Genomic DNA, 21098 nt, shown 5'->3' with positions numbered 1-21098 from the left:
GCGTTCGTTTTTTTCATGAGGCAGGCCGGGTCAGTTCACCTCGTCCAGTCCGTCGGGCTGCCCCACCACGACGAAGCGCAGGCGGTCGGGGTGCAGGCGTTCGCGCGCCACGCGGTTGATCTCCTCCAGCGTGACGGCGTTGATCCGGTCGTTGCGCCCGGCGGGGTAGTCGATGGGGAAACCATCATGCTGCATCCCCACAAGGATGCGGGCGATGGTCCCGTTGCCGTCGAAGCGCAGCGGATAGGCGCCTGTCATGTATTTCTTCGCCTGCTCCAACTCCTCGGCGGTCACGCCTTCCTCGGCCACGCGGGCCCATTCGTCGCGGATCACCTCGATCGTCTCGGACACCCGGCGATTGTCGGAGGCCACGCTGCCCATCCAGACATTGGCGTAGTCGCGATCGGCCAGCCAAGTGTAGATGCCATAGGTCAGCCCGCGGTTCTCGCGCACCTCTGTCATCAACCGGCTATCGAAGCCCGAACCCCCGATGATCTGGTTGAGGATAAAGGCCGGGAAGAAGTCGGGATCATCCATGCCAAGCCCCTCCTGCCCCCAGATCACCTGCGCCTGCGGGGTATCGAAGAGCGTGATCGACACGCCGGGGGTCAGGGTCAGGTTCGCCTGTCCGGGCAGCGGGCCGCCGCGTTCGGGCAGCTCGCCCAGCAGGTCATCCAGCAGGACGCCCAGCTCTTCGGGGGTGATGTCGCCCACGGCCGCGATGGAGACGCGGTTGTTGTCCTTTACCATCACGTTGCGCCAGGCGTCGATCATGTCCTCGCGCGTCAGCCTCGCAACGCTGGCCTCGGTGCCCTCAATTGCCGATGCATAGGGGTGATTGCCGTAGGTCTGCGCGGCGAAGTTGGTGCTGGCGATCTTCTGCGGGTCCTTGGCGTCGTTGCGGATGATCGACAGGACCTGCGATTTCACCCGCTCCACCGCATCCTCAGGGAAGGTCGGTTCGACCAGCGACTGACGCAGCAGGGCCACCGCCTCGTCACGGTTTTCCGACAGGAAGCGGGCGGAGACGGCCAGACCGTCGGAATGGGCGTCGTAGGAGAACTGCGCGGCCAGCCCCTCCACGGCGCGGCCAAACTCACGGCTGTCCATCTCGGCCTCGCCCGTGCCGGATCCCTCTTCCAGAAGGCCGGTCATCAGGTAGGTCGCGCCGCGCTTGCCGGGTTCATCCAGCGAGGCGCCACCGGCAAAGCGGATCTCCAGCGCGGTGAAGGGGATCGAATGCTCCTCCACCAGCCAGGCGGTCAGGCCGCCGGGGCTGGTGACCTCCTGGATGGGCACCTCCGCGCGCAGCGGCAGGGCGGTGAGCAGAAGAAGGGCGGGGGCCAGGATGTGGCGCATCACGCGGATCATTGGGTCACCTCACCGGCTTCGGGGTTCGACAGGGCCACGGGCTCGGCCGAGCCCTCGGGGTCCGGCATCAGCAGCCCGGTCACGGCGTGGTCGCGGTTCAGCACCTCGTGGGCCGCCTCCATGATCTGCTCAGGCGTTACCGCCTGCAGGATGGCGGGCCAGGCCTGCACATCCTCGATGGTCAGACCGGAGCTGAGCGCGCTGCCGTACACCCGGGCCATGCCGGCGACGTCGTCGCGTTCGTAGATCTGTTCGGCGCGCACCTGCATCTTGATCCGGTCGAGCGCCTCCTCGTCCACGCCGGCCTCCAGGAAACGGGCGATGGCGGCGTCCAGGTCAGCCTCGGCCGTCTCCAGATCCACGTCCGGCGGGGGCACGATGTAGACGCCGAAGGTGGTGTCGTCATAGGAGGTGGCGGAATAATAGGCCGCGGCATAGACCGCCGCCTGCTGGTCCAGCACCAGGTCCTCGTAGAGGAAGGAGGTGGAGCCGCCGCCCAGCAGTTTCGCCAGGATCACCAGGGCCGCCGCCTTCTCCTGCGCGCCGGGATCGCGTTCGGGCGCCAGGTAGCTGCGGCTGACATAGGGCTGCGCAACCCGGGCGTCCTTGAAGACGACGCGCCGTTCGGCGATCTGGGGCGGCTCCTGCGGGCGCTGCCGCTCGGCATCCAGTGCCGGGTTGGGGGCCAGGACGCCGTAGTAGTCGTCTGCCAGGGCGCGCACCTCCTCCGGATCCACGTCACCGGCGACAATCAGCGTGGCATTGTTGGGGGCATAGTAGGTTTCATACCAGGCGTTCGCTTCCGCCAGGCCCAGCTGTTCCATCTCGTGCCGCCAGCCGATCACTGGCACGCCGTAGGGATGGTTGAGGTACTGCGCCGCCTTCATCTGCTCGTTGAACAGCGCCCCCGGATCGCTGTCGGTGCGCATCGAGCGTTCCTCCAGGATCACGTCGCGCTCGGTGGCGATGTCGTCCTCCGTCAGGGCCAGGTTGCGCATCCGGTCGCTTTCCATCTGCATCATCAGGGGCAGTCGGTCCGCGGCAACCCGCTGGAAGTAGGCGGTGTAATCCTGGCTGGTGAAGGCGTTATCGGTGCCGCCATTGGCGGCGACGGTGGCCGAAAGCTCCCCCGACTCCATGCTGTCGGTGGCCTTGAACATCAGGTGTTCGAGGAAATGCGCAATGCCCGAGACACCCGGCTCCTCGTCCGCAGCGCCGGCGCGATACCAGACCATGTGCACGACGACCGGCGCGCGGTGATCCTCGATCACAACCACCTGCATCCCGTTGTCCAGCGTGAAATCCGTGACCTGGTCCGCAGCATCCAGTGCCGCGGTCTGGGTGGCGAGACAGGCCAGGGTAAACACCCCGGCAGCGAGCCGTTTCAGCATGCGCCCTCCTCTCATGTAAATCATTGGCAGAAGATACCGCCCGCAAGGGCCGCGACAAGGGACCATGCCCGCATTCACCACGAAGTGACGACGTGAGAGCCGGGCGATCCAGCCTCTCTGCCGCAGTGGCGGATCGGCGGCGCGGCCTGACAGCGCACCCCCATGCCGCTCCGCTCCCACACCGCCCCAAAACGACGAAACCCCCGCAGATCAGGCGGGGGTCGGTCAGGCCCGTTCTCGGGCGGCGACAGGCGGGGATCAGTTCAACGGCGGGTAACTGGGCACCGGCACGCCGCGGCTGACATAGTATTTCGCCACGTTACGCGGGTCGATCGACTGGTCCTCGTAGGCGCGGTAATACTGGTCCAGCTTGAAGGGACGCAGGTTGTTGAACATCGCCTTCCGGCGGCGGAACTCCTCGTCCTCGGCGGCCAGCGTCGGGCGAATCTGCGGATCGACCCCGGCGCGTGACGCATAGGTGACCAGTGCGCCATCGGCGGTGCTGACCCCCTGGTCTTCCAGCGCCGAAGGACGCCCGCCCAGAACCGCCACGGCATCCCCCAGGGGCTGCTGGTCGACGCGGTTGGACCCGCCCGGCGTCGGCGCGGGCAGCGCGGCGTAATCCTCGGGCTGTTCCAACTCCTTGGAGGGGACGATGTTGAACTCTTCCGGCCCCCCGCCACTGTCCGAGAAGTAGCGCAGCGTACCGTCGCCGCTGCTGCAGCCGGCCAGCGCACAGATGGTCAGAATGATCGCTCCCCGAGCCAGATTCATCGCGGTACTCCTTGGCGTTGTCCGAGGCTTATCCGATTGCAGGTCCGAGGTCACGCCTCTTTCTCCGCCGGCAGGAACACCAGCGCCGCCGCTCCGAGGAAGATCGCGACGTCCGCAATGTTGAAGGCATAGGGGTTGTCGATGCCGCAGCAGGTGACATTGGCGAAATCCGCCACGGCCCCGTAAAGCAGCCGGTCGACGACATTGCCAAGGGCCCCGCCCACCACCAGGCCGGCGGCGATCAGCCCGGCGCGGCGCGGCATCTCGCGTTTCACCCACCACAGCACGCCGACGGAGATCAGCAGCGCCAGGGCGATCAGCACCCAGCGGGCCCAATGAGCCCCGTCCGAGAACAGGCCGAAGTTGATCCCGTCGTTCCAGGCCATGCGAAACCGCAGGTAGCCGTCGATCAGGACGATCTCCTGGCGATGAGCCAGGTCCATCATGTGCACGACCAGGTATTTCGTCACCTGGTCGGCCAGAAAGACCCAGAAGGTGGCCCAGAACACGATGCGCATTGGCGTTTCCCTTGCCCGCTTCAGTGACGGAAGTGGCGCATGCCGGTCATCACCATGGCCAGGCCGGCTTCGTCGGCGGCGGCGATCACCTCGTCGTCACGCATGGAGCCGCCGGGCTGGATGACAGCGGTGGCGCCCGCCTCGGCCGCGGTCAGCAGACCGTCGGCGAAGGGGAAGAAGGCGTCGGAGGCCACGACGGAGCCGCGGGTCAGCGGTTCCGACAGGCCCAGCACCTCGGCCATGTCCTGCGCCTTGCGCGCGGCGATGCGGCAGCTGTCCACGCGGGACATCTGGCCCGCGCCCACGCCCACTGTGGCGCCGTCCTTGACGTAGACGATGGCGTTCGACTTCACGTGCTTGGCGACCTTCCAGGCAAACAGCATGTCGGCCATTTCCTTTTCCGACGGCTGGCGCTTGGTCACCACCTTCAGGTCGTCCATGTCGATGTGACCAGCGTCCTTGTCCTGCACCAGGTAGCCGCCCGAGACCTGTTTCACCATCAGGCCGGCGGTCAGCGGGTTGGCCAGGCCGTTGGTCAGCAGCAGGCGCACGTTCTTCTTCTTGGCCAGGATCTCCTTGGCGGCGTCATCGGCGCCGGGCGCGATGATGACCTCGGTGAAGATCTGGCTGATCTCCTCCGCCGTCTCCGCGTCCAGCTTGGAGTTCAGGGCAATGATGCCCCCGAAGGCCGAGGTTCGGTCGCAGTCGAAGGCGCTCATGTAGGCCTCGCGCAGGGTCTGGCCGCGCGCCACGCCGCAGGGGTTGGCGTGCTTGATGATGGCACAGGCCGGGCCGTTGCCGGGCAGGAATTCCGACACCAGCTCGAACGCCGCATCGGTGTCGTTGATGTTGTTGTAGCTCAGTTCCTTGCCCTGCAGCTGGGTCGCATTGGCCACGCCCGGACGGTCGGAGCCATCGGTGTAGAAGGCCGCCGACTGGTGCGGGTTCTCGCCATAGCGCAGGGTCTGGGCCAGGGTGCCGGCAAAGGCACGACGGCGCGGCGCGGTCTCTTCCAGGGCGCCGGTCATCCAGGCCGACACGGCGGCGTCATATGCGCCGGTGCGGGCATAGGCGGTCAGCGCCAGCTTCTGGCGGAAGGCATAGGAGGTGGCGCCGTCATTGGCCTCCAGTTCGTCCAGCAGCGGCTGGTAGTCCTCGACATCCACCACGACGTTGACAAACTTGTGGTTCTTGGCCGCCGCGCGGATCATCGCCGGGCCGCCGATGTCGATGTTCTCGATGCAGGTGTCGTAGTCGGCGCCCTTCGCCACGGTTTCCTCGAAGGGATAGAGGTTGACGATCAGCAGGTCGATCGGGCCGATGCCATGCTCGTTCATCGCCGCCACATGGCCCTCGTCGTCGCGCAGCGCCAGAAGGCCGCCGTGCACCTTGGGGTGCAGGGTCTTCACCCGGCCGTCCATCATTTCCGGGAATCCGGTGACGTCGGCCACGTCGCGCACCTGCAGGCCCGCGTCCCGCAGCATCCCGGCGCTGCCGCCGGTGGACAACAGTTCGACGCCACGCGCGGCCAGCGCCTTGGCCAGGTCGACCAGCCCGGTCTTGTCGGAAACGGAGATCAGCGCGCGGCGGACGGGGTGCAGGGCTCGGGTGTCGGTCATGGTGTCGGGGTCCAGCTGTGGGTCAGGTCAGATCACTCAGTAAAACCGGGTCCTCCTCCTCGCGAGAGAGGTCCCGGACGGAGACGGGAGTATCCTGTGCCTTGGCAAAAGACCAGCGAATGCGCGAGGCATATTCAACGGCGCGGCCCGAAAGAACGATCTGAAGGGTCGATCGGGGCTTCAGCCGGTTGCGTTCGAGAAAGACCGAAGGCTCCAGCGTCATCTCCTGGCGGCCATCGTGGCGGAACACCCAGACCTCGCCGCTCTTCAGCGCCAGGCTGACGGCGGTGCCGCCCATGTCCAGATGCGCCTCGATCTCCGGGTGCAGGTGGAAACGGATCTGGTAGGGGATGCCCTCCAGCTTGTGGGCGTCCATGGCGCGGTCGAACCGCTTCTTGTCGCGGTCGTCGAGGCACAGCAGCATGTCCTCGCCCGCGATGGCCCGCCCGTCGAAGGTCAGCTCCAGCGTGCGGGCATGGGTCAGGCCGTGGGTCTGCACCCAGCCGTCATGCCCGCCCTGGAAGCGGATCCCGTCAGAGGCATGGGTCAGGCGGACCGGCACGGTCTTCGGGGCATCCTCCAGTTCCTCACCGCGCAGCCCCTTGCGATGCGACAACCGTCCCGAGGACAGCCCGTCGAGGCAGAGGGTGGAATGGCTGGGCGTAGCCCGTCCGGCCCGGCGCCACTCGGGGCCGAAACTGCGGCCGGAGCCGCAGTTCACCACGACCGGGCGCCGCCCCGAGGTCAGCTCGAACGCAAGGGTGGAGGCATGGGCCGAGAGGCTGGCGCGCCCGGTGGGCGGCGGGCTGGCATCGACGACGACCGAGGTGCGGCCCGTCGACAGCCGGGCGAATCCCATCGCCAGCCCGTCCGGCTGGGCATGGCTGATGCCGCTGGCCGCCAGCGCCTGATCCAGCCGCCCTTCCTGCCCGCGCCCGCCACCGTGGAACCGCGCCAGCGATCCGTCGGCATGACGCAGGGTGCGCAGGGTGGGGGCGATGCGCTCGATGGCGGCGCGATGCTCGGGGCCGATCTCGATCTCGGCCTCTTCCAGCGCCAGCGCGGCCCAGGTCAGCAGGGTGAAAACCTCCAGCAACTCCTCGGGGTTGCGCGTGGGCAGGCCGCCCTGGGCGTCGATCTGGGCCTTTGCCTCACGCTCCAGGGCGCGGCGGGCGGGGTCGACATGCCCCTCCATTCCGCGCAGGGCGAGGCCCGCGTAGATCAGCCCGGTCAGCGCCTCGAAGCGCGGCAGCCCGGGGCGCGCGGCCTTCCAGCGGCGCGACAGGTAGATGGTCTGGCGGCCCAGTGACAGGAAGAAGGCCTCGGAGGCGGCGCTGTCTCGGGCGCGCAGCAGGAACAGGGCGTGGTGGATCCAGCGGATCAGCCGGCGACCCGCCAGATCCGGTTGCCAGCCGGGGCCGCGCCCGCGCCCGTAGCGGGCCATCCAGTCCCAGGTCCACTCCTGGGCGGCCAGCCGCGCCTTCTGGTCGCCCACGGCGGCCAGGTCGTCGAGCCAGGCAAAGCCGTGCACCTCATCCTCGAAGGCGTCATCGGGGGGCACAATGTCCCAGATGGAGGTCTTGGGCGCCTCGACCAGTTGGCCGGCGAAAAGGAAATTGCCCGCCAGCATCTGCCGCCCCCGGGCAAAGGCGCCGACGCTGCGCGGTTCGGGCTGGCTGGTGAAGGCAGTGGCAGGACGGGCGCGGGCCGCGGCCCATGCGTGCAGGCGGTTCAGAAACCGTGCACCGCCGGGGGCCTGGGGCTCGGATCGGGACATCTGCCTGCCTCTGTCGCTGGTCTGCTTGTCATCGAAACGCTCTGCAGGCGTTTGGCCGCATCCTAGCCCGCACCGCAAGCCCTGTCATGCGTGAAACGGGATTAGCGCCGCGCTGTGCCCGATCCGCCAGCATCCGCGCGTCCTGGCAGGGCAAAGGGGGCTCTGCCCCCGCCCGCCTGCGGCGGACTCCCCCGGAGTATTTCCAGCTGTCGGATGAAAGGAGTTCCGCGCCCTCATGATCCGACAGCCAGAAATACTCCCGCCGGAGGCCATCGGCCGTCAGGCCGATCCCGACTTACTCCGCCGCACCCTCGACCACGGCCACGATGGGACCCATCGGACGGCCCCAGTCGGCCCGGCCCAGCTCGGGCGCGTAGAGCCGCGAGACATTGCCATCGAAGTAGAGCGCCTGTGGCAGGTCCAGCATATCGCGGAAGACGCCGGCGAAATCGTGGAAGGTGACGGCACTGCGGGAGATGACGAAGACCGCGCGGTCCCCGTCCGCAGTCGTGCCCACCCCGTTGCGGATGTAGCGCGAGGTGCTGTCGGGCAGGAAGCGCGGGTGCAGTTCCCCGTCGATCACCAGCATCGGACCCGACTGGGTCGCATCGCGACACCCCAGGTCGTCGCGGCGGCGCTGGTACTCAAGCGTCTCGACCACCTCCGCCCGGCCCTCGGCCAGGCAGAAGACTCCGTTGGGCAGCAGGCCGAAGTTGCCCGGTCCGGCATTGGGGATCACGCGCATGATCTCCTGCCCGTCTTCCAGGTAGTGGCCCACGGGCGCCCGGTCCTCGTGGTACATGCCGGCGTTCATCGCAAAGGCCAGGCGCTTGCCCTTGCTGGCCAGACGCGCCTCCAGGGTGGTGAAATCGCCGTAGGGCGCCCCACCCGGATCATAGAGGAAAAGCTCAAGGTCCTCCGCCGCGGGATCGACCTCGCAGACCGAGTAGCGGTTGCCTTCCCAGGTCTCGTCCCGACAGGTGACCGCCCCGGCCGCCAGGGGCCAGAGCATCAGCAGGACCATGACCGGGCCCGCCAGCAGGGCAGGAAGGGGACGGCGGTCGATCACCGGGTCAGTCCCCGGTCCGCTCGTCGTCCCGATCATTATCGTCCTGGGCATCGTCGTCCTGATCGGCACCGGTATCGCGGCGCACGGTCTCGTCGGCGAAGAGGCGGCGGGTCTCGTCCAGCCGGTCAAAGGTGTCGTCGGGGCGGAAGCGCAGATCCGGCGTGAACTTCAGGTTCAGCTTCTTGCCGATCTGGCGGCGCAGCTCGCCGCGGTTCTTGGCCAGCAGGTCGATGGCATCATCCACGTGACCGCCGCCCAGGGGCATCACGTAGGCCGTGGCGATCTTCAGATCCGGCGAACAGCGCACCTCGCCCACGGTGATCGACAGCCGGTTCAGCTCCGGGTCGTGAATGTCGCCGCGCGACAGCAGCTCGGACAGGGCGCGCCGCACCGTTTCGCCCACGCGCAGCTGCCGCTGCGAGGGTCCCGCGCCGTCGTGAAACTTGTTCTTGCTCATCGCTGCCGCCTCATGCGGGGCCGGCCGGTCCGGCCCCTCCTGTCTGTCATGTCAATGTCGCGCCGCATCTAGGCCCTCCGCGCGCCGGGAACAAGGCCCGCCACCGGGATGACACCGGCGCCCGGCCGTCCCGCGCCGCCGCGGGTGCCCAGACCCTGCCACGCGCCCCGCCCTTTGCCAAGCAGGGCCGGGGACGCTAAGGAAGGCCGGCAACAGCACCGGCGGCCGCGCGGCCCCAGAAGGAGACCCCCATGACCAACCAACCGGGTATCGTGATCACCGGCGCCTCGGGGCGCATGGGCCAGATGCTGATCCGCACCGTGGCCGAGAGCGACGCCGCCCGCCTCGTCGGTGTGGTGGAACGCAGCGGCCATGACTGGATCGGCCGGGACGTTGGCGAATGCATGGGCGGCGCGGCCCTGGGCGTAAGCGTCACCGACGACGCGCTGGAGGCCTTTTCCAATGCCCAGGCGGTGATCGACTTCACCGCGCCCGCCGCCACCGTGGAATTCGCGGCGCTGGCCGCACAGGCCCGCGCCACCCATGTCATCGGCACCACCGGTCTGTCCGACGACGACCTGGAAAAGATCGCCGCCGCCGCCCGCCATGCCACCATCGTCCGCGCCGGCAACATGTCTCTGGGGGTCAACCTCCTGGTGCAGCTGACCAAACAGGTTGCCGCCGCCCTGGACGAGGATTTCGACATCGAGGTGATCGAGTATCACCACAACCGCAAGGTCGACGCCCCCTCGGGCACCGCGCTGATGCTGGGCGAGGCCGCCGCCGAGGGACGCGGCGTGGACCTGAAGGAGGTGACCGACAGCGGTCGCGACGGCATCACCGGCGCCCGCAAGCGCGGCGACATCGGGTTTTCCGCCATCCGGGCCGGCGCCATCGTGGGCGAACATGACGTGATGTTCGCCTCGCAGTCCGAACGCATCGTGCTGCGCCACGTGGCCGAGGATCGCTCGGTCTTCGCCCGCGGCGCGCTGAAGGCCGCGCTCTGGGGTCAGGACAAGGGCCCGGGCGAATACGACATGCTGGACGTGCTCGGCCTGAAGGGCTGAGCAGCCTGCCCGCGCCCAGGGGCGCGGGCGCCTGCGCGCAGATCCGCGCGCCCGGCACGACCCTGATCCGGGGTGTTGAAACGGCACTGCGTGGCCTCTATCTCGACCACATGAGCCTGTCGCACCACACGGTACCTCATGGCCTCTGCGCCCTTGCCTGCCTGGCCTTTCTGTCGCCACCGGCGGAGGCCTCCGATACGCACACCATCTCCAACCGCAATGATTTCGTCGCCCTCGTCGCGGGCGCACAGCTGAGCGCGCTTGGCGTCACCATGCGGATCGACGGAGATGGCCGCATTCGCGGCGAGATGCTGGGCACCGGCCTGTCGGGCCGCTGGCACTGGCGGGACGATCTTTTCTGCAGGCAGCTGAGCTGGGGAGATCGACGCAGCAAGGAGGAGTGCCAGACAGTCACCCTCATCTCCCAGACCCTGCGATTTACAAGCGACGCAGGCGAGGGACAGTCGAAGGACTTCTGGCTGCGCCGCTGATCCGGCGCGCCATGGGGGCAAGGCGCCGACCGGAGCCTGAGCCGTCGCGCCATGCTTAGCCCTGGCCAGCCCCGGACGCCGCGATCAGAAATCGATCGCGATGCCCTTCTTTTCCCAGTCACCGTAGCGCGCGGGGTCCGGCCCATCCCGACCGCCCAGCTCCTTCGGGCGGGCGGCCTCAGTGGCCAGCGCGGCCTCGCGGCGGGCATCGGCCTCTTCCAGGGCGCGGCGCGCGACCTCCGGCAAGGCAGCCCGGCGGGCTGCCTCTTCCTCAGGGCTCAGGCGAGGCACCGCGGGCGCTTCGGGGGCGGCGTCGGCGGCGGCACCGGTCAGGTCGGGGACCGGCTGCGGCATCCGGTCGGAGGTCTCTTCGCTCATGGCACGCTTCCTTTCGGCTCTGCCCATGATATACGCCGCCCTCATCCAGCCGCAAGACGAGCCCCAGTCACGATCTGTCGTCACGATCTTTCCCGGGATCTGACCCGTTGCCCCGAAAGGTGCCCCGATGTCCAAACCGACCACGCCCCGCCCGACCCGCTCCAACGGCCAGGGCCGCCCTGATCGCAAGGGCGGACCGAAGGGCCCGCGCGGCGGCAAGCCCGGAGGCCACCCGCGCAGCCGTGACGGCGGCGCCGGCGCCGATCGCGCGCCGACCGCGCCGCTCTCGGCCCGCGCCGGCGCGCTGCGGCTGCTGAACGGGGTGCTGGGCGAGGATCCGCGCCTGCTGTCGGAACTGCGCGAGGCGCCCTGGCTGGGCCGGCTTTCTCCGCCGGACCGGGCCCGGGCACAGCGGCTGGCGACGGAAACGCTGCGCCAGCTGGAACGCTGCGACCGGCTGCTGGAGAAGCACCTGAAGAAGGCGCCGCCGCTGCCGATCCTGAACATCCTGCGCCTGGGCACCTGGGAACTGGCAGCGGGCGGCGCGGCGCATGGCGTGGTCAATGACTGGGTGACCGAGGCGGCGCGGGCCGCGGGCCGGGCCAACATGAAGGGGCTGGTCAACGCGGTGCTGCGCAAGGTCGCCGCCGAGGCGGAGGACGAATGGCCCAAGCTGCGCGCGCCCCGCCTGCCCGACTGGCTGCGCGAACCGCTGTCGCTGGCCTACGGCCCCGAGAAGATCCGCGCCTTCGAGACGGCCCATGCCGCGGGCGCGCCCCTGGACCTGACGGTGAAAGATCCTGCCAGCGCCGAACACTGGGCGACGGAGCTGGGCGCCACGCTGCTGCCCACCGGATCGCTGCGCCTCGCCGACGGCGGCCAGGTGTCGGCTCTGCCGGGCTACGCCGAGGGCGCCTGGTGGGTGCAGGATGCCGCCGCCGCCCTGCCCGCGCGCCTGCTGGGTGACCTGACCGGCAAGACCGCGCTGGACCTCTGCGCCGCCCCGGGCGGCAAGACGATGCAGCTGGCCGCCGCCGGCGCCCGGGTCACCGCGCTGGACCTCAGCGAAACCCGCCTGGCGCGGGTGCAGGAGAACCTCTCCCGCACCGGGCTGTCCGCCGGGATCCGCGCCGGCGACGCGCTGGAACAGACCGGCACATACGACGTGATCCTGCTCGATGCGCCCTGCTCCGCCACCGGCACCATCCGCCGCCACCCGGACCTGCCGCAGGCCCGCGACGGCGACGAGATCGGCGCGCTGATCGAGTTGCAGTCGGCCATGCTGGACCACGCCCTGACTCTGCTGGCCCCGGGCGGGCGCCTCGTCTTCTGCACCTGTTCGCTGATCCCCGACGAGGGCGAATGCCAGGTGGAAGAGGCGCTGGAACGCCACCCGGGCCTCAGCGTGATCCGCCCCGAGGCCCCCGGCCTCGATCCCGCCTGGATCACCGAGGAAGGCGGCGTCCGCACCACCCCCGACCTCTGGCCCGATCTGGGCGGCATGGACGGCTTCTACATGGCCCTGCTGCGCAAGGCCGACTGAGCGCGCCAGGTAACGTCCTGACGGACGATGGCCTCCGGCGGGAGTATTTTCAGCCATCGTATGGAATGAGCAACTCTCCTTGTTCCATACGATGGCCAGAAATACTCCCGGGTGAATTGAGCCGCAGGCTCAAGGGGGGCAGCGCCCCCGCCCCTGGACGCTTGACGCAGGCGCGCGGCTCGGCTAGCTCACCGGCCTTTGAAAACAGGCAATCCAAGAGGCGACATGGCACGCAAACGCAAGGGGCGCGACATTTCCGGCTGGCTGGTGGTGGACAAGCCCGCGGGGCTGACCTCCAACGCGGTCGTGAACAAGGTCCGCTGGGCCTTCGACGCCAAGAAGGCGGGCCATGCGGGCACGCTGGACCCCGAGGCCACCGGCACCCTGGCCGTGGCCCTGGGCGAGGCCACCAAGACCGTGCCCTTCGTCACCGATGCGCTGAAGGCCTATGACTTCACCGTCACCTTCGGCGCCGCCACCAATACCGACGATGCAGAGGGCGAGGTCATCGCCACCTCCGACAGCCGCCCGACCGATGACGAGATCAAGGAGGCGCTGAACGCCTTCGTCGGTGACATCCAACAGGTCCCGCCGCAGTTCTCCGCCGTCAAGATCGACGGCGAACGCGCCTACAAGCGCGCCCGCGACGGCGAGGAGATGGAGCTGGCGGCCCGCCCCCTCTGGGTCGAGAGCCTGATCCTGCTGGACCGCCCCGATGCCGATCACGCGCGGCTGGAAATGGTCTGCGGCAAGGGTGGCTATGTTCGCTCCATCGCGCGCGATCTGGGCGCTAAACTGGGCTGCCTCGGCCATGTCGACTACCTGCGACGCGTCTGGTCCGGCCCCTTCGAGGCGGCCAAGGGCATCTCCTTCGCTACGGTCGAGGAGCTGGCGCGCACGCCCGAGCTGGATCAGTACCTGCTGCCGCTGGAGACCGGGCTGACGGACCTGCCCGTGGTCACCGCCACAGCCGAGGGCGCGGCGCGGCTGCGCCATGGCAATCCCGGCATGGTGATCGCCCAGGGCCTCGACTACGGCGAGGAGTGTTGGGCCGTGTACCAGGGCGTGCCGGTCGCCGTGGGCACCTTCAAGGCGGGCGAGCTGCACCCCAGCCGCGTCTTCAACCTGCCTTCCGCCCCCGCCCCGACGCCGGAAGGCTGATGACGGCGCTGGTCGAGAAGCACTTCCAGAAGGGTGACGCCACCAGCGCCGCCCTCTACTCCCCCTGCGGCCACTACCGCTATGCCCTGACCCGGGTCTGGGACGCCGCCGCGCCGCGCCTTCTGTACGTCATGCTGAACCCCTCGACCGCGACGGAACAGCAGAACGACCCCACCATCGAACGCTGCGAGCGGCGCGCCCGCACCCTGGGCTACGGCGGTTTTCGGGCCTGCAACATCTTCGCCTGGCGCGAGACCTCGCCCGCCCTGCTGAAGAAGGCTGCTGATCCGATCGGCCCCGCGAACGATGCCCAGTTGGCCGAGGCCGCTCGCTGGGTCGGCGACAACGGGCTGATCCTCTGTGGCTGGGGGGCGCATGCGGATCACATGGGGCGCGGCAAGACCTGCGCCGCCCTGCTGCGGGCCACCGGCCGACCACTGGCGCACCTGGGCCTGACCAAGGCCGGGGAGCCGCGCCACCCGCTCTACATCGCCTATGCGGCCCAGCCACACCGCTGGACGGTAGCGGTCGATTAACCACCCGCTCCGGATGTCTTTGACCCGGCGCCCTGCCGCGTGGCCTAATCGCCATGGGTGTAGGTGCGCTCTTCGCGTCCACGGGCGGCGGAGCAGGTAGGGTGACATGTATCTTCTGGCCAGTCTGATGGGCATGCTGATGATCGGCGCCACCGCCGTGCTGGCGCTGGACGAGCCCGTCGATACGGAGGACGAGGACACCGACACCGAAGAGGATCACGACGCCGACAGCAGCAGCGGGGGCTGGCTCGACCGGATCCTCGGAGGCGAGCCCGAGGACGACGGCACGGAGGCGCCCCCCGGAGACGACGATCCCGAAACGGATGAGGTCGGCAGTGAGGAGGCAGAAACTTCCGCCGAGGCCGACCTGACCGGCGACGATGCCCTGTCCGAAACCGGCCAGGGCGAGACCTCGGGCGACGACGTGGCAGCCGAGGACGAAACCGCCACCGCCTCGGGCGACAGCCTCCTGAACCTTGATGACATGATGGCCCTGAACGCCCGGATCGACCGGCTCGCGGAGGAGTTCACGACCTCTCTGAACACCATCGAGGCCGGCACCCCCGGCGACGACCTGATGCAGGGCGGCGACGGCCAGGACCAGCTGGGCGGCTACAGCGGCGAGGATACCATTGCGGGCAGGGCCGGCGATGACGCACTTCATGGCATGCGCGGTAGCGACTCCCTGCTTGGCGGGGCGGGCGATGACACGCTTGAAGGTGGCTCGGGGGACGACCTGTTGGCGGGGGGCTCTGGCGCGGATGTGCTGGCGGGCATGTCCGGCGCCGACACGCTGGCCGGGGGCGAGGGCCACGACGTGCTGCGCGGCGGGGCGGGCGATGATCTGCTGGCCGGCGGGTCAGGCGATGACGCTGCCTCCGGCGGGATCGGCAATGACCGGCTTCTGGGCGGGCTGGGGGCGGATACGCTCTTCGGCGCTTCGGGGGACGACTGGATCTCCGGGCTGATCGAGAGCCTGGAGGAGGATCCCGCCACCGACGAGGGGGCGCAGGATCTGGATCGGGGCGACTATCTGAACGGCGGCTCCGGCGACGACACGCTGATCGGCGGCGCGGGCGACACCCTGACCGGCGGGGCTGGCGAGGATGTCTTCGTGCTGGGCGGCTGGATCACCGGCGAGGAAACGGCGGTCGAGATCATCGACTTCACCCCAGAGGACGACGTGCTGATGGTCACCTATGCCGATGGCACCCCGTCGCCCGAGATCAGCATCCAAAGCGACGGCGCCACCACCCGCGTCCTGGCGGATGGCACCTGTATCGCCAGCTTCGCCGGGGCGAATGCGATCAGCGAAGGCAGCATCGCCATCCTGCCCCTGTCCGACGCCCAGAGCTTCGCCGCCTGACCGGCGAACTGACGGGAAACCTGATCGAGCCGCCTCAGGCCGGCGGTTGCGCGAAGCCGGGCAGAACACCAGAAAAGGCTTTATTTCATCGCCGGAATCCCCTATCAGCGCGCAATCTTCTGGGGACGGCCCCGGTGGATTCTCTATGGACCCTGCTGGACGACATCCCGGCTTGTGCCCCAACCCTGAACTCATAGGAGATTCCGATGTCGATCACCGTCGAAGAAAAAGCCCGCCTGATCAAGGAATTCGGCACCAAGGAGGGCGACACCGGTTCGCCCGAGGTGCAGGTTGCGATCCTCAGCTCGCGCATCGCGACCCTGACCGAGCATTTCAAGACCCACAAGAAGGACAACCACGGTCGCCGTGGCCTTCTGATGATGGTCGCCCAGCGTCGTAAGCTGCTGGACTACCTCAAAGGCAAGGACGAGGCCCGTTACCAGGACCTCATCAAGCGCCTGGGCCTGCGCCGCTAAGCGCGCCCACCGTCGCAAGACAGCAGACGCCCGGTCCGAAAGGAGCGGGCGTTTCGCGTTCCTGACGCCAGTTTTTCTCTCAGCCAGACCGCCGTTTCGGGGTATCCTGCCGTAGACAGGAGACCGCGACATGACCCTCCCTTCCCCCTCCGACAGCCTGACCGCCCGCGCCGAAGCGGCGCTGGACTGGGCCATGACCACCCCCGGCGCCTGCAACGCCGTCCGTTTTCGCGGCAGTGACGACCCCGCGCGCCTCGGCTGGGCCCAGGTCTTCCGCATCCTGGAGGAAGACGGCCTGATGGGGGTCCGGATGCTGTCGCGCGATCATCTTCCCGAGCTGGAGGCGACGCTGGCCGAACGCGGCTACCGCATGGAATTCTGGAACGTCTTCACCGGCGCGGCGCAGAGGGTCGTCGCCGCCTGCGACAGGGTGCTGGCCGGGCCACCGCCCGAGGGCCTGACACCGGTGCCCGAGGCCCGACGCGCAGACGCCGCCTTTCTGGAGGCCCTGCGCGCCATGATGTCGGAAAACGGGATCGTCCCCTTCTCTTCGGCCATGCTGGCCGGGAGGGTCGGCGGCCCTTCGGCGCTGGCTGCCCTGCAGGACCGTGCGGGCCGGATCGCCGCCTGCGCCTTTGCCTATTTCCCGCACAACCGGCACAGCCCCCATGCCCACACGGCCTGGGGCGGGCTGGTGGCGGTCGACCCGGCCTTCCGTGGTCGCGGTCTGGGAACGCGGGTCAATGCCATGATGCTGCGCAAGGCGATAGCGGACATGGGGGCCGGGGCGATCTACGAGCTGGTTTCAGAGGGCAACACCCCGTCGCGGCGCATGGTCGAGGGCTGCGGGCTGACGCTCGATCCCGACCTGGTCTCCGGCATCGCAACCCGAGGCGAGGGACGCTACCTGCGCTAGGCGCGCCGTGCCAGGAACAGGACCTGACCGCGCGGCAGCATGCGGTCGTCGCGGGCCAACTGCCAGCCCAGGCCCTCGGCCACGGCGCGCACCTCTGCTTCGGGGCGGTGCCAGGGGGGCTTGGCCGGGTGGGTCACCACGCCGTCCGCCTGGCGATAGGGCGTGGCCGCGGCCGCCTCGGGGGCGAGGAAGACGGTGAAGGCGAAAAGCTCCAGCGCCGGGAAGCGGCACAGGGAGGTCAGCGCGCGGTCGAGGTAGCCGGGCGCCAGGTGCGGGAAGACGGCGAAACAGATCGCGTGGGTTATCGCGTCGCTGACGCCCGGGAAGTCGAAACCGGGATCGCCGATCAACTGCGCCGGATCGGGGCGCTGCGCCGGTGGCACCTCCGTCAGTTCCCGCTCATATCCGGCCAGCAGGATCTCGCGGCTGGCATCGGTGGCCCAGTAATGGCCCGGGCGCAGATAGGGGATCGCCTTGCAGCCCAGGCGCAGGGCGCCGGCGCCAATGTCCAGCAGGTGATGCTCGGGCTGCAGCCCGTGATCGCGCAGCAGGCCCATCTGCACCCGTCCGGTTTCATCCCAGCGGCCGCCGACGATGGCACGGTGGCGCCCCTCGGCGATGGCCCGGTCGTAGAAACCGGGCGCCTCGTAGGGCGAGGGGGGCAGCGGGGCGGAGGACATCGGGGCGGCATCTCTTCGGCTGGGACAGGGGACCACGGGCAGGCTCGGGCGCGCCGCGCGGGCGGGACGGATCCGCCCTGCATATCGGCCCCGACGCACACGGCAAGGACGAATTGCCCCGCCCGGCACCCAACCTCAAAGCTTTCCAAGAGGCCCATTCTCCTGTATGGCGCCGGTAATCTGAGACGTAGCGCAAGGGACCCCGGCGCTGTGACATGAGGATTAGGGGTCGGTGGCAATGGGGCCACCATGCAAACGGAGGACCCGGGAGGGCCCGGGACAGCCTCCAGACAGGATACGCTGATGTTCAACGTAACGAAAAAAGAGATGCAGTGGGGGGACGAGACCCTCACTCTGGAAACGGGCAAGGTTGCCCGCCAGGCCGATGGCACCGTCATCGCCACCCTTGGCGAAACCTCCGTGATGGCCAACGTCACCTTCGCCAAGAAGCAGAAAGAGGGCCAGGACTTCTTCCCCCTCACTGTCCACTACCAGGAAAAATACTACGCGGCCGGCAAGGTCCCGGGTGGCTTCTTCAAGCGTGAGGCACGGCCCACCGAGAAAGAGACCCTGACCGCGCGCCTGATCGACCGCCCGATCCGCCCGCTGTTCGCCCCCGGCTTCAAGAACGAAGTGCTGGTGATGTGCACCGTGCTGAGCCACGATCTGGAAAACGATCCCGACATCGTCGCCATGATCGCCGCCTCCGCCGCACTGACCATCTCGGGCGCACCCTTCATGGGCCCGATCGCTGGCTGCCGCGTCGGCTACGTCGACGGCAACTACGTGCTGAACCCTTCCGTCGATGACATGCAGGGCCTGCGCAACAACCCCGAACAGCGTCTCGACCTGGTCGTCGCCGGCACCAAGGGCGCCGTGATGATGGTCGAATCCGAAGCCTACGAGCTGACGGAAGACGAGATGCTGGGTGCCGTGACCTTCGCGCACGAACAGATCCAGCCTGTTGTCGACCTGATCGTCAGCCTGGCCGAAGAGACCGCGAAAGAGCCCTTCGACTTCACACCCCCGGATTACTCGGCGCTGTACGACGCCGTGAAGGCCGCCGGTGAAGACAAGATGCGCGCGGCCTACGCCATCACCGACAAGCAGGAGCGCACCAGCGCCGTTGCCGCGGTGAAGGAAGAGATCATCGCCGGTCTGACCGAGGAACAGCAGGAAGATGCGAACCTCGGCTCGGCGCTGAAGAAGCTGGAATCCACCGTCCTACGCGGCGACGTGGTGAAGAACGGCAAGCGGATCGACGGTCGTCGTACCGACGAGGTCCGCCCGATCGAAGCTGAAACCGGTTTCCTGCCCCGGACCCACGGCTCGGCGCTGTTCACCCGTGGCGAAACCCAGGGTCTGGTCGTGACCACGCTGGGCACCGGCGATGACGAACAGTTCATCGACGCCCTGCACGGCAACTTCAAATCCAACTTCATGCTGCACTACAACTTCCCGCCCTACTCGGTCGGCGAAGTGGGTCGTGTCGGCTCCCCCGGTCGTCGTGAAATCGGTCACGGCAAGCTGGCCTGGCGTGCCCTTCAGGCCGTCCTGCCCGCCCCCACCGATTTCCCCTACACGATCCGCATCGTGTCGGAGATCACCGAATCCAACGGCTCCTCCTCGATGGCTTCCGTCTGCGGCGGCTCGCTGTCGATGATGGACGCCGGTGTGCCGCTGAAGGCCGCCGTGGCCGGTGTGGCCATGGGCCTGGTGCTGGAAGATGACGGCTCCTACGCCGTGCTGACCGACATCCTTGGCGACGAGGATCACCTCGGCGACATGGACTTCAAGGTGGCCGGTACCGCCGAAGGCATCACCTCGCTGCAGATGGACATCAAGGTCCAGGGCATCACGCCCGAGATCATGAAAACCGCCCTGGCCCAGGCCAAGGATGGCCGGATGCACATCCTGGGCGAGATGAACAAGGCCCTGTCCGGCGTTGGCGAATTCTCCGCCCATGCGCCACGCATCGAGACCATGCAGATCCCCACCGACAAGATCCGTGAAGTGATCGGCTCGGGCGGCAAGGTCATCCGCGAGATCGTGGAAACCTCCGGCGCCAAGGTCGACATCAACGACGACGGCATCATCAAGATCGCCTCGTCCGACGGTGAGGCCATCCAGCGCGCCTACGACATGATCCACTCGATCGTGGCGGAGCCGGAAGAGGGCAAGATCTACAAGGGCAAGGTCGTGAAGCTCGTCGATTTCGGCGCCTTCGTAAACTTCTTCGGCAAGCGGGACGGCCTGGTGCACGTCTCCCAGATCGAGAACCGTCGCCTGAACCACCCCTCCGACGTGCTGAAGGAAGGCCAGGAAGTCTTCGTGAAGCTCGTGGGCTTCGACGACCGCGGCAAGGTCCGCCTGTCGATGAAGATGGTCGACCAGGAGACCGGCGAAGAAATGGCGAAGGAGGAAGGCGCCGAGTAATCGGGCCTCTCCTTTTGCGAAATGACAGCGGGCCATCGGGGGGCAGTCCCCCCGGTGGCCCTTTTTCGCCCGACGCCGGGCAGGTTCAAGAGGAAGACGCTGGCCATGTCGCTGACGATCATCGTTGCTGCCCTTACCCGCCACCGACCAAGGATGCTCGCGCAACTGCTCAGGTCGCTAGGCGAAATGGAACTGCCGCGCGATGCCAAGGTCATCGGGCTGATCGTCGAGAACGACACAGAGGAACACGCCCGCAGACTCGTCGAGGACGCGGGCAAGGCCTCGCGGAACGGCCTCGAATTCCAGTACCTTTTAGAGCCGGAGCAGGGCATTCCCATTGCACGGAACCGCGCTGTGGACTGGGCCTTGTCACAGAACAGCGATATTCTGGCGTTCGTCGACGATGACCAGACCGTCGCACCGGACTGGCTGACCACGCTGACCCGAACCTACCGCGAGACTGGCGCCCTGCTGCTCGGAGGGCCGCAACTGCTTGCTCCGGCGCCCGACGATGCGGGAGCATGGACACGGCTCATGCATCGCAACATGGCACATCGTTTCGACAAGCGCGCCCGCCGGGCCGCCGCCCATGCCGACATTCATGACACGCGTAACGTCACCATCTCGACCAACAACTGGTTCGCCGACATGCGGCTGTTCACAGAGCATGGCTTGCGCTTTGACAACACCCTGCGGAATGGCGGTGAGGACCTGAAGCTCTATCGAGAGGCTTACCAGGCTGGCCTACCGACTGGCTGGGTCAAAGAGGCAAGGGTGTTTGAGTGGGTCGAGCCGGACAGGATGAGCTTCCGCTACCAATTCCGCCGCGCGCGAGACATGTCCAACACCGCCTATCGGATCCGGCTTGAACAAAAGAGCGAGCCCCGCTGGAAGGTCTATCCCGCACTGCTGCTGAAATCGGTGCAGGCGCTTCTGCACCTGGTGACGCTGCCGTTGCGCCCGAACGTCGGGCTACTGGATCTGGCGCGGTCGACCGGGTGGATCGCCGGGCGTGTCGCAGTGTTGCGGGGCCGAAAGTCCACCCACTACAGCGAAACCACCGGTTCCTGAC

At 68.1% G+C, this 21098-nt stretch carries 20 protein-coding genes; 10 read left to right on the top strand and 10 right to left on the bottom strand.

Going from position 1 to position 21098, the window contains the following annotated elements; genetic code table 11:
* Window positions 1-30 precede the first annotated feature (30 nt).
* The 8 genes from CVM50_RS09765 to rbfA all read right to left on the bottom strand — a co-directional run bounded on the left by CVM50_RS09765 (window position 31) and on the right by rbfA (window position 8976).
* Window positions 31-1371 (bottom strand): M16 family metallopeptidase, encoded by a 1341-nt coding sequence (locus CVM50_RS09765; RefSeq protein ID WP_198431884.1) that lies wholly within the window; start codon window positions 1369-1371, stop codon window positions 31-33.
* Window positions 1368-2762, bottom strand: coding sequence for a M16 family metallopeptidase (locus CVM50_RS09760; protein WP_085889168.1), 1395 nt, complete (start codon window positions 2760-2762; stop codon window positions 1368-1370). The genes CVM50_RS09765 and CVM50_RS09760 overlap by 4 nt, the downstream gene beginning before the upstream one ends.
* A 258-nt stretch (window positions 2763-3020) precedes the next feature.
* Window positions 3021-3536, bottom strand: a complete 516-nt coding sequence (locus CVM50_RS09755; RefSeq protein ID WP_085889169.1) for a DUF3035 domain-containing protein — start codon at window positions 3534-3536, stop codon at window positions 3021-3023.
* Between the two features lie 50 nt (window positions 3537-3586).
* Window positions 3587-4054 carry a signal peptidase II gene (lspA, locus tag CVM50_RS09750; protein ID WP_085889170.1) on the bottom strand — a complete coding sequence of 156 codons (468 nt, stop codon included), beginning with the start codon at window positions 4052-4054 and terminating at the stop codon, window positions 3587-3589.
* 20 nt (window positions 4055-4074) lie between these two features.
* Window positions 4075-5673, bottom strand: a complete 1599-nt coding sequence (purH, locus tag CVM50_RS09745; RefSeq protein WP_085889171.1) for a bifunctional phosphoribosylaminoimidazolecarboxamide formyltransferase/IMP cyclohydrolase — start codon at window positions 5671-5673, stop codon at window positions 4075-4077.
* 22 nt (window positions 5674-5695) lie between these two features.
* Window positions 5696-7450, bottom strand: coding sequence for a heparinase II/III family protein (locus tag CVM50_RS09740; protein WP_085889172.1), 1755 nt, complete (start codon window positions 7448-7450; stop codon window positions 5696-5698).
* A gap of 295 nt (window positions 7451-7745) precedes the next feature.
* Window positions 7746-8474 (bottom strand): phosphodiester glycosidase family protein, encoded by a 729-nt coding sequence (locus tag CVM50_RS09735; protein WP_085889289.1) that lies wholly within the window; start codon window positions 8472-8474, stop codon window positions 7746-7748.
* A gap of 49 nt (window positions 8475-8523) precedes the next feature.
* Window positions 8524-8976 (bottom strand): 30S ribosome-binding factor RbfA, encoded by a 453-nt coding sequence (rbfA, locus tag CVM50_RS09730; protein WP_085889173.1) that lies wholly within the window; start codon window positions 8974-8976, stop codon window positions 8524-8526.
* A gap of 251 nt (window positions 8977-9227) precedes the next feature.
* Here rbfA and dapB point away from each other — a divergent pair, with 251 nt between their 5' ends.
* Both dapB and CVM50_RS09720 read left to right on the top strand, forming a co-directional pair.
* On the top strand, window positions 9228-10043 hold the full coding sequence (gene dapB / locus CVM50_RS09725) for a 4-hydroxy-tetrahydrodipicolinate reductase (protein WP_085889174.1): 816 nt from the start codon (window positions 9228-9230) through the stop codon (window positions 10041-10043).
* Window positions 10044-10153: 110 nt separating this feature from the next.
* Window positions 10154-10534: a hypothetical protein gene (locus CVM50_RS09720; RefSeq protein WP_085889175.1), complete on the top strand. Its 381-nt coding sequence runs from the start codon at window positions 10154-10156 to the stop codon at window positions 10532-10534.
* Between the two features lie 84 nt (window positions 10535-10618).
* Here CVM50_RS09720 and CVM50_RS09715 read toward each other — a convergent pair whose 3' ends face one another.
* The gene (locus CVM50_RS09715; RefSeq protein WP_408634057.1) at window positions 10619-10912 is read right to left on the bottom strand and encodes a DUF1674 domain-containing protein; all 294 of its coding nucleotides are present in this window, start codon (window positions 10910-10912) and stop codon (window positions 10619-10621) included.
* A 127-nt stretch (window positions 10913-11039) separates the two neighbouring features.
* On the opposite strand from CVM50_RS09715, the gene CVM50_RS09710 reads away from it, so the two are divergent.
* The 6 genes from CVM50_RS09710 to CVM50_RS09685 all read left to right on the top strand — a co-directional run bounded on the left by CVM50_RS09710 (window position 11040) and on the right by CVM50_RS09685 (window position 16910).
* Window positions 11040-12455 (top strand): RsmB/NOP family class I SAM-dependent RNA methyltransferase, encoded by a 1416-nt coding sequence (locus CVM50_RS09710; RefSeq protein WP_085889176.1) that lies wholly within the window; start codon window positions 11040-11042, stop codon window positions 12453-12455.
* Window positions 12456-12680: 225 nt separating this feature from the next.
* The gene (gene truB, locus CVM50_RS09705) at window positions 12681-13616 is read left to right on the top strand and encodes a tRNA pseudouridine(55) synthase TruB (RefSeq protein ID WP_085889177.1); all 936 of its coding nucleotides are present in this window, start codon (window positions 12681-12683) and stop codon (window positions 13614-13616) included.
* A gap of 8 nt (window positions 13617-13624) precedes the next feature.
* Complete coding sequence (locus CVM50_RS09700) at window positions 13625-14152, top strand: DUF1643 domain-containing protein (RefSeq protein WP_085889291.1); 528 nt, start codon at window positions 13625-13627, stop codon at window positions 14150-14152.
* A gap of 106 nt (window positions 14153-14258) precedes the next feature.
* Window positions 14259-15518 carry a calcium-binding protein gene (locus CVM50_RS09695; RefSeq protein WP_085889178.1) on the top strand — a complete coding sequence of 420 codons (1260 nt, stop codon included), beginning with the start codon at window positions 14259-14261 and terminating at the stop codon, window positions 15516-15518.
* A gap of 206 nt (window positions 15519-15724) precedes the next feature.
* Window positions 15725-15994 (top strand): 30S ribosomal protein S15, encoded by a 270-nt coding sequence (gene rpsO / locus CVM50_RS09690; protein WP_085889179.1) that lies wholly within the window; start codon window positions 15725-15727, stop codon window positions 15992-15994.
* 130 nt (window positions 15995-16124) lie between these two features.
* On the top strand, window positions 16125-16910 hold the full coding sequence (locus tag CVM50_RS09685; RefSeq protein ID WP_085889180.1) for a GNAT family N-acetyltransferase: 786 nt from the start codon (window positions 16125-16127) through the stop codon (window positions 16908-16910).
* Here CVM50_RS09685 and CVM50_RS09680 read toward each other — a convergent pair.
* Window positions 16907-17590 (bottom strand): class I SAM-dependent methyltransferase, encoded by a 684-nt coding sequence (locus CVM50_RS09680; protein WP_085889181.1) that lies wholly within the window; start codon window positions 17588-17590, stop codon window positions 16907-16909. The two genes, CVM50_RS09685 and CVM50_RS09680, sit on opposite strands and share 4 nt — an antisense overlap.
* Window positions 17591-17893: 303 nt before the next feature.
* Here CVM50_RS09680 and pnp point away from each other — a divergent pair, with 303 nt between their 5' ends.
* Window positions 17894-20026 carry a polyribonucleotide nucleotidyltransferase gene (gene pnp / locus CVM50_RS09675; protein WP_085889182.1) on the top strand — a complete coding sequence of 711 codons (2133 nt, stop codon included), beginning with the start codon at window positions 17894-17896 and terminating at the stop codon, window positions 20024-20026.
* A gap of 105 nt (window positions 20027-20131) precedes the next feature.
* The gene (locus CVM50_RS09670; RefSeq protein ID WP_157792165.1) at window positions 20132-21097 is read left to right on the top strand and encodes a glycosyltransferase family 2 protein; all 966 of its coding nucleotides are present in this window, start codon (window positions 20132-20134) and stop codon (window positions 21095-21097) included.
* Window position 21098 lies beyond the last annotated feature (1 nt).

It is taken from the genome of Pseudooceanicola marinus (assembly GCF_002786295.1).
Taxonomy (GTDB): domain Bacteria; phylum Pseudomonadota; class Alphaproteobacteria; order Rhodobacterales; family Rhodobacteraceae; genus Pseudooceanicola; species Pseudooceanicola marinus.
This window is presented reverse-complemented; position numbering and strand designations above follow the sequence as displayed.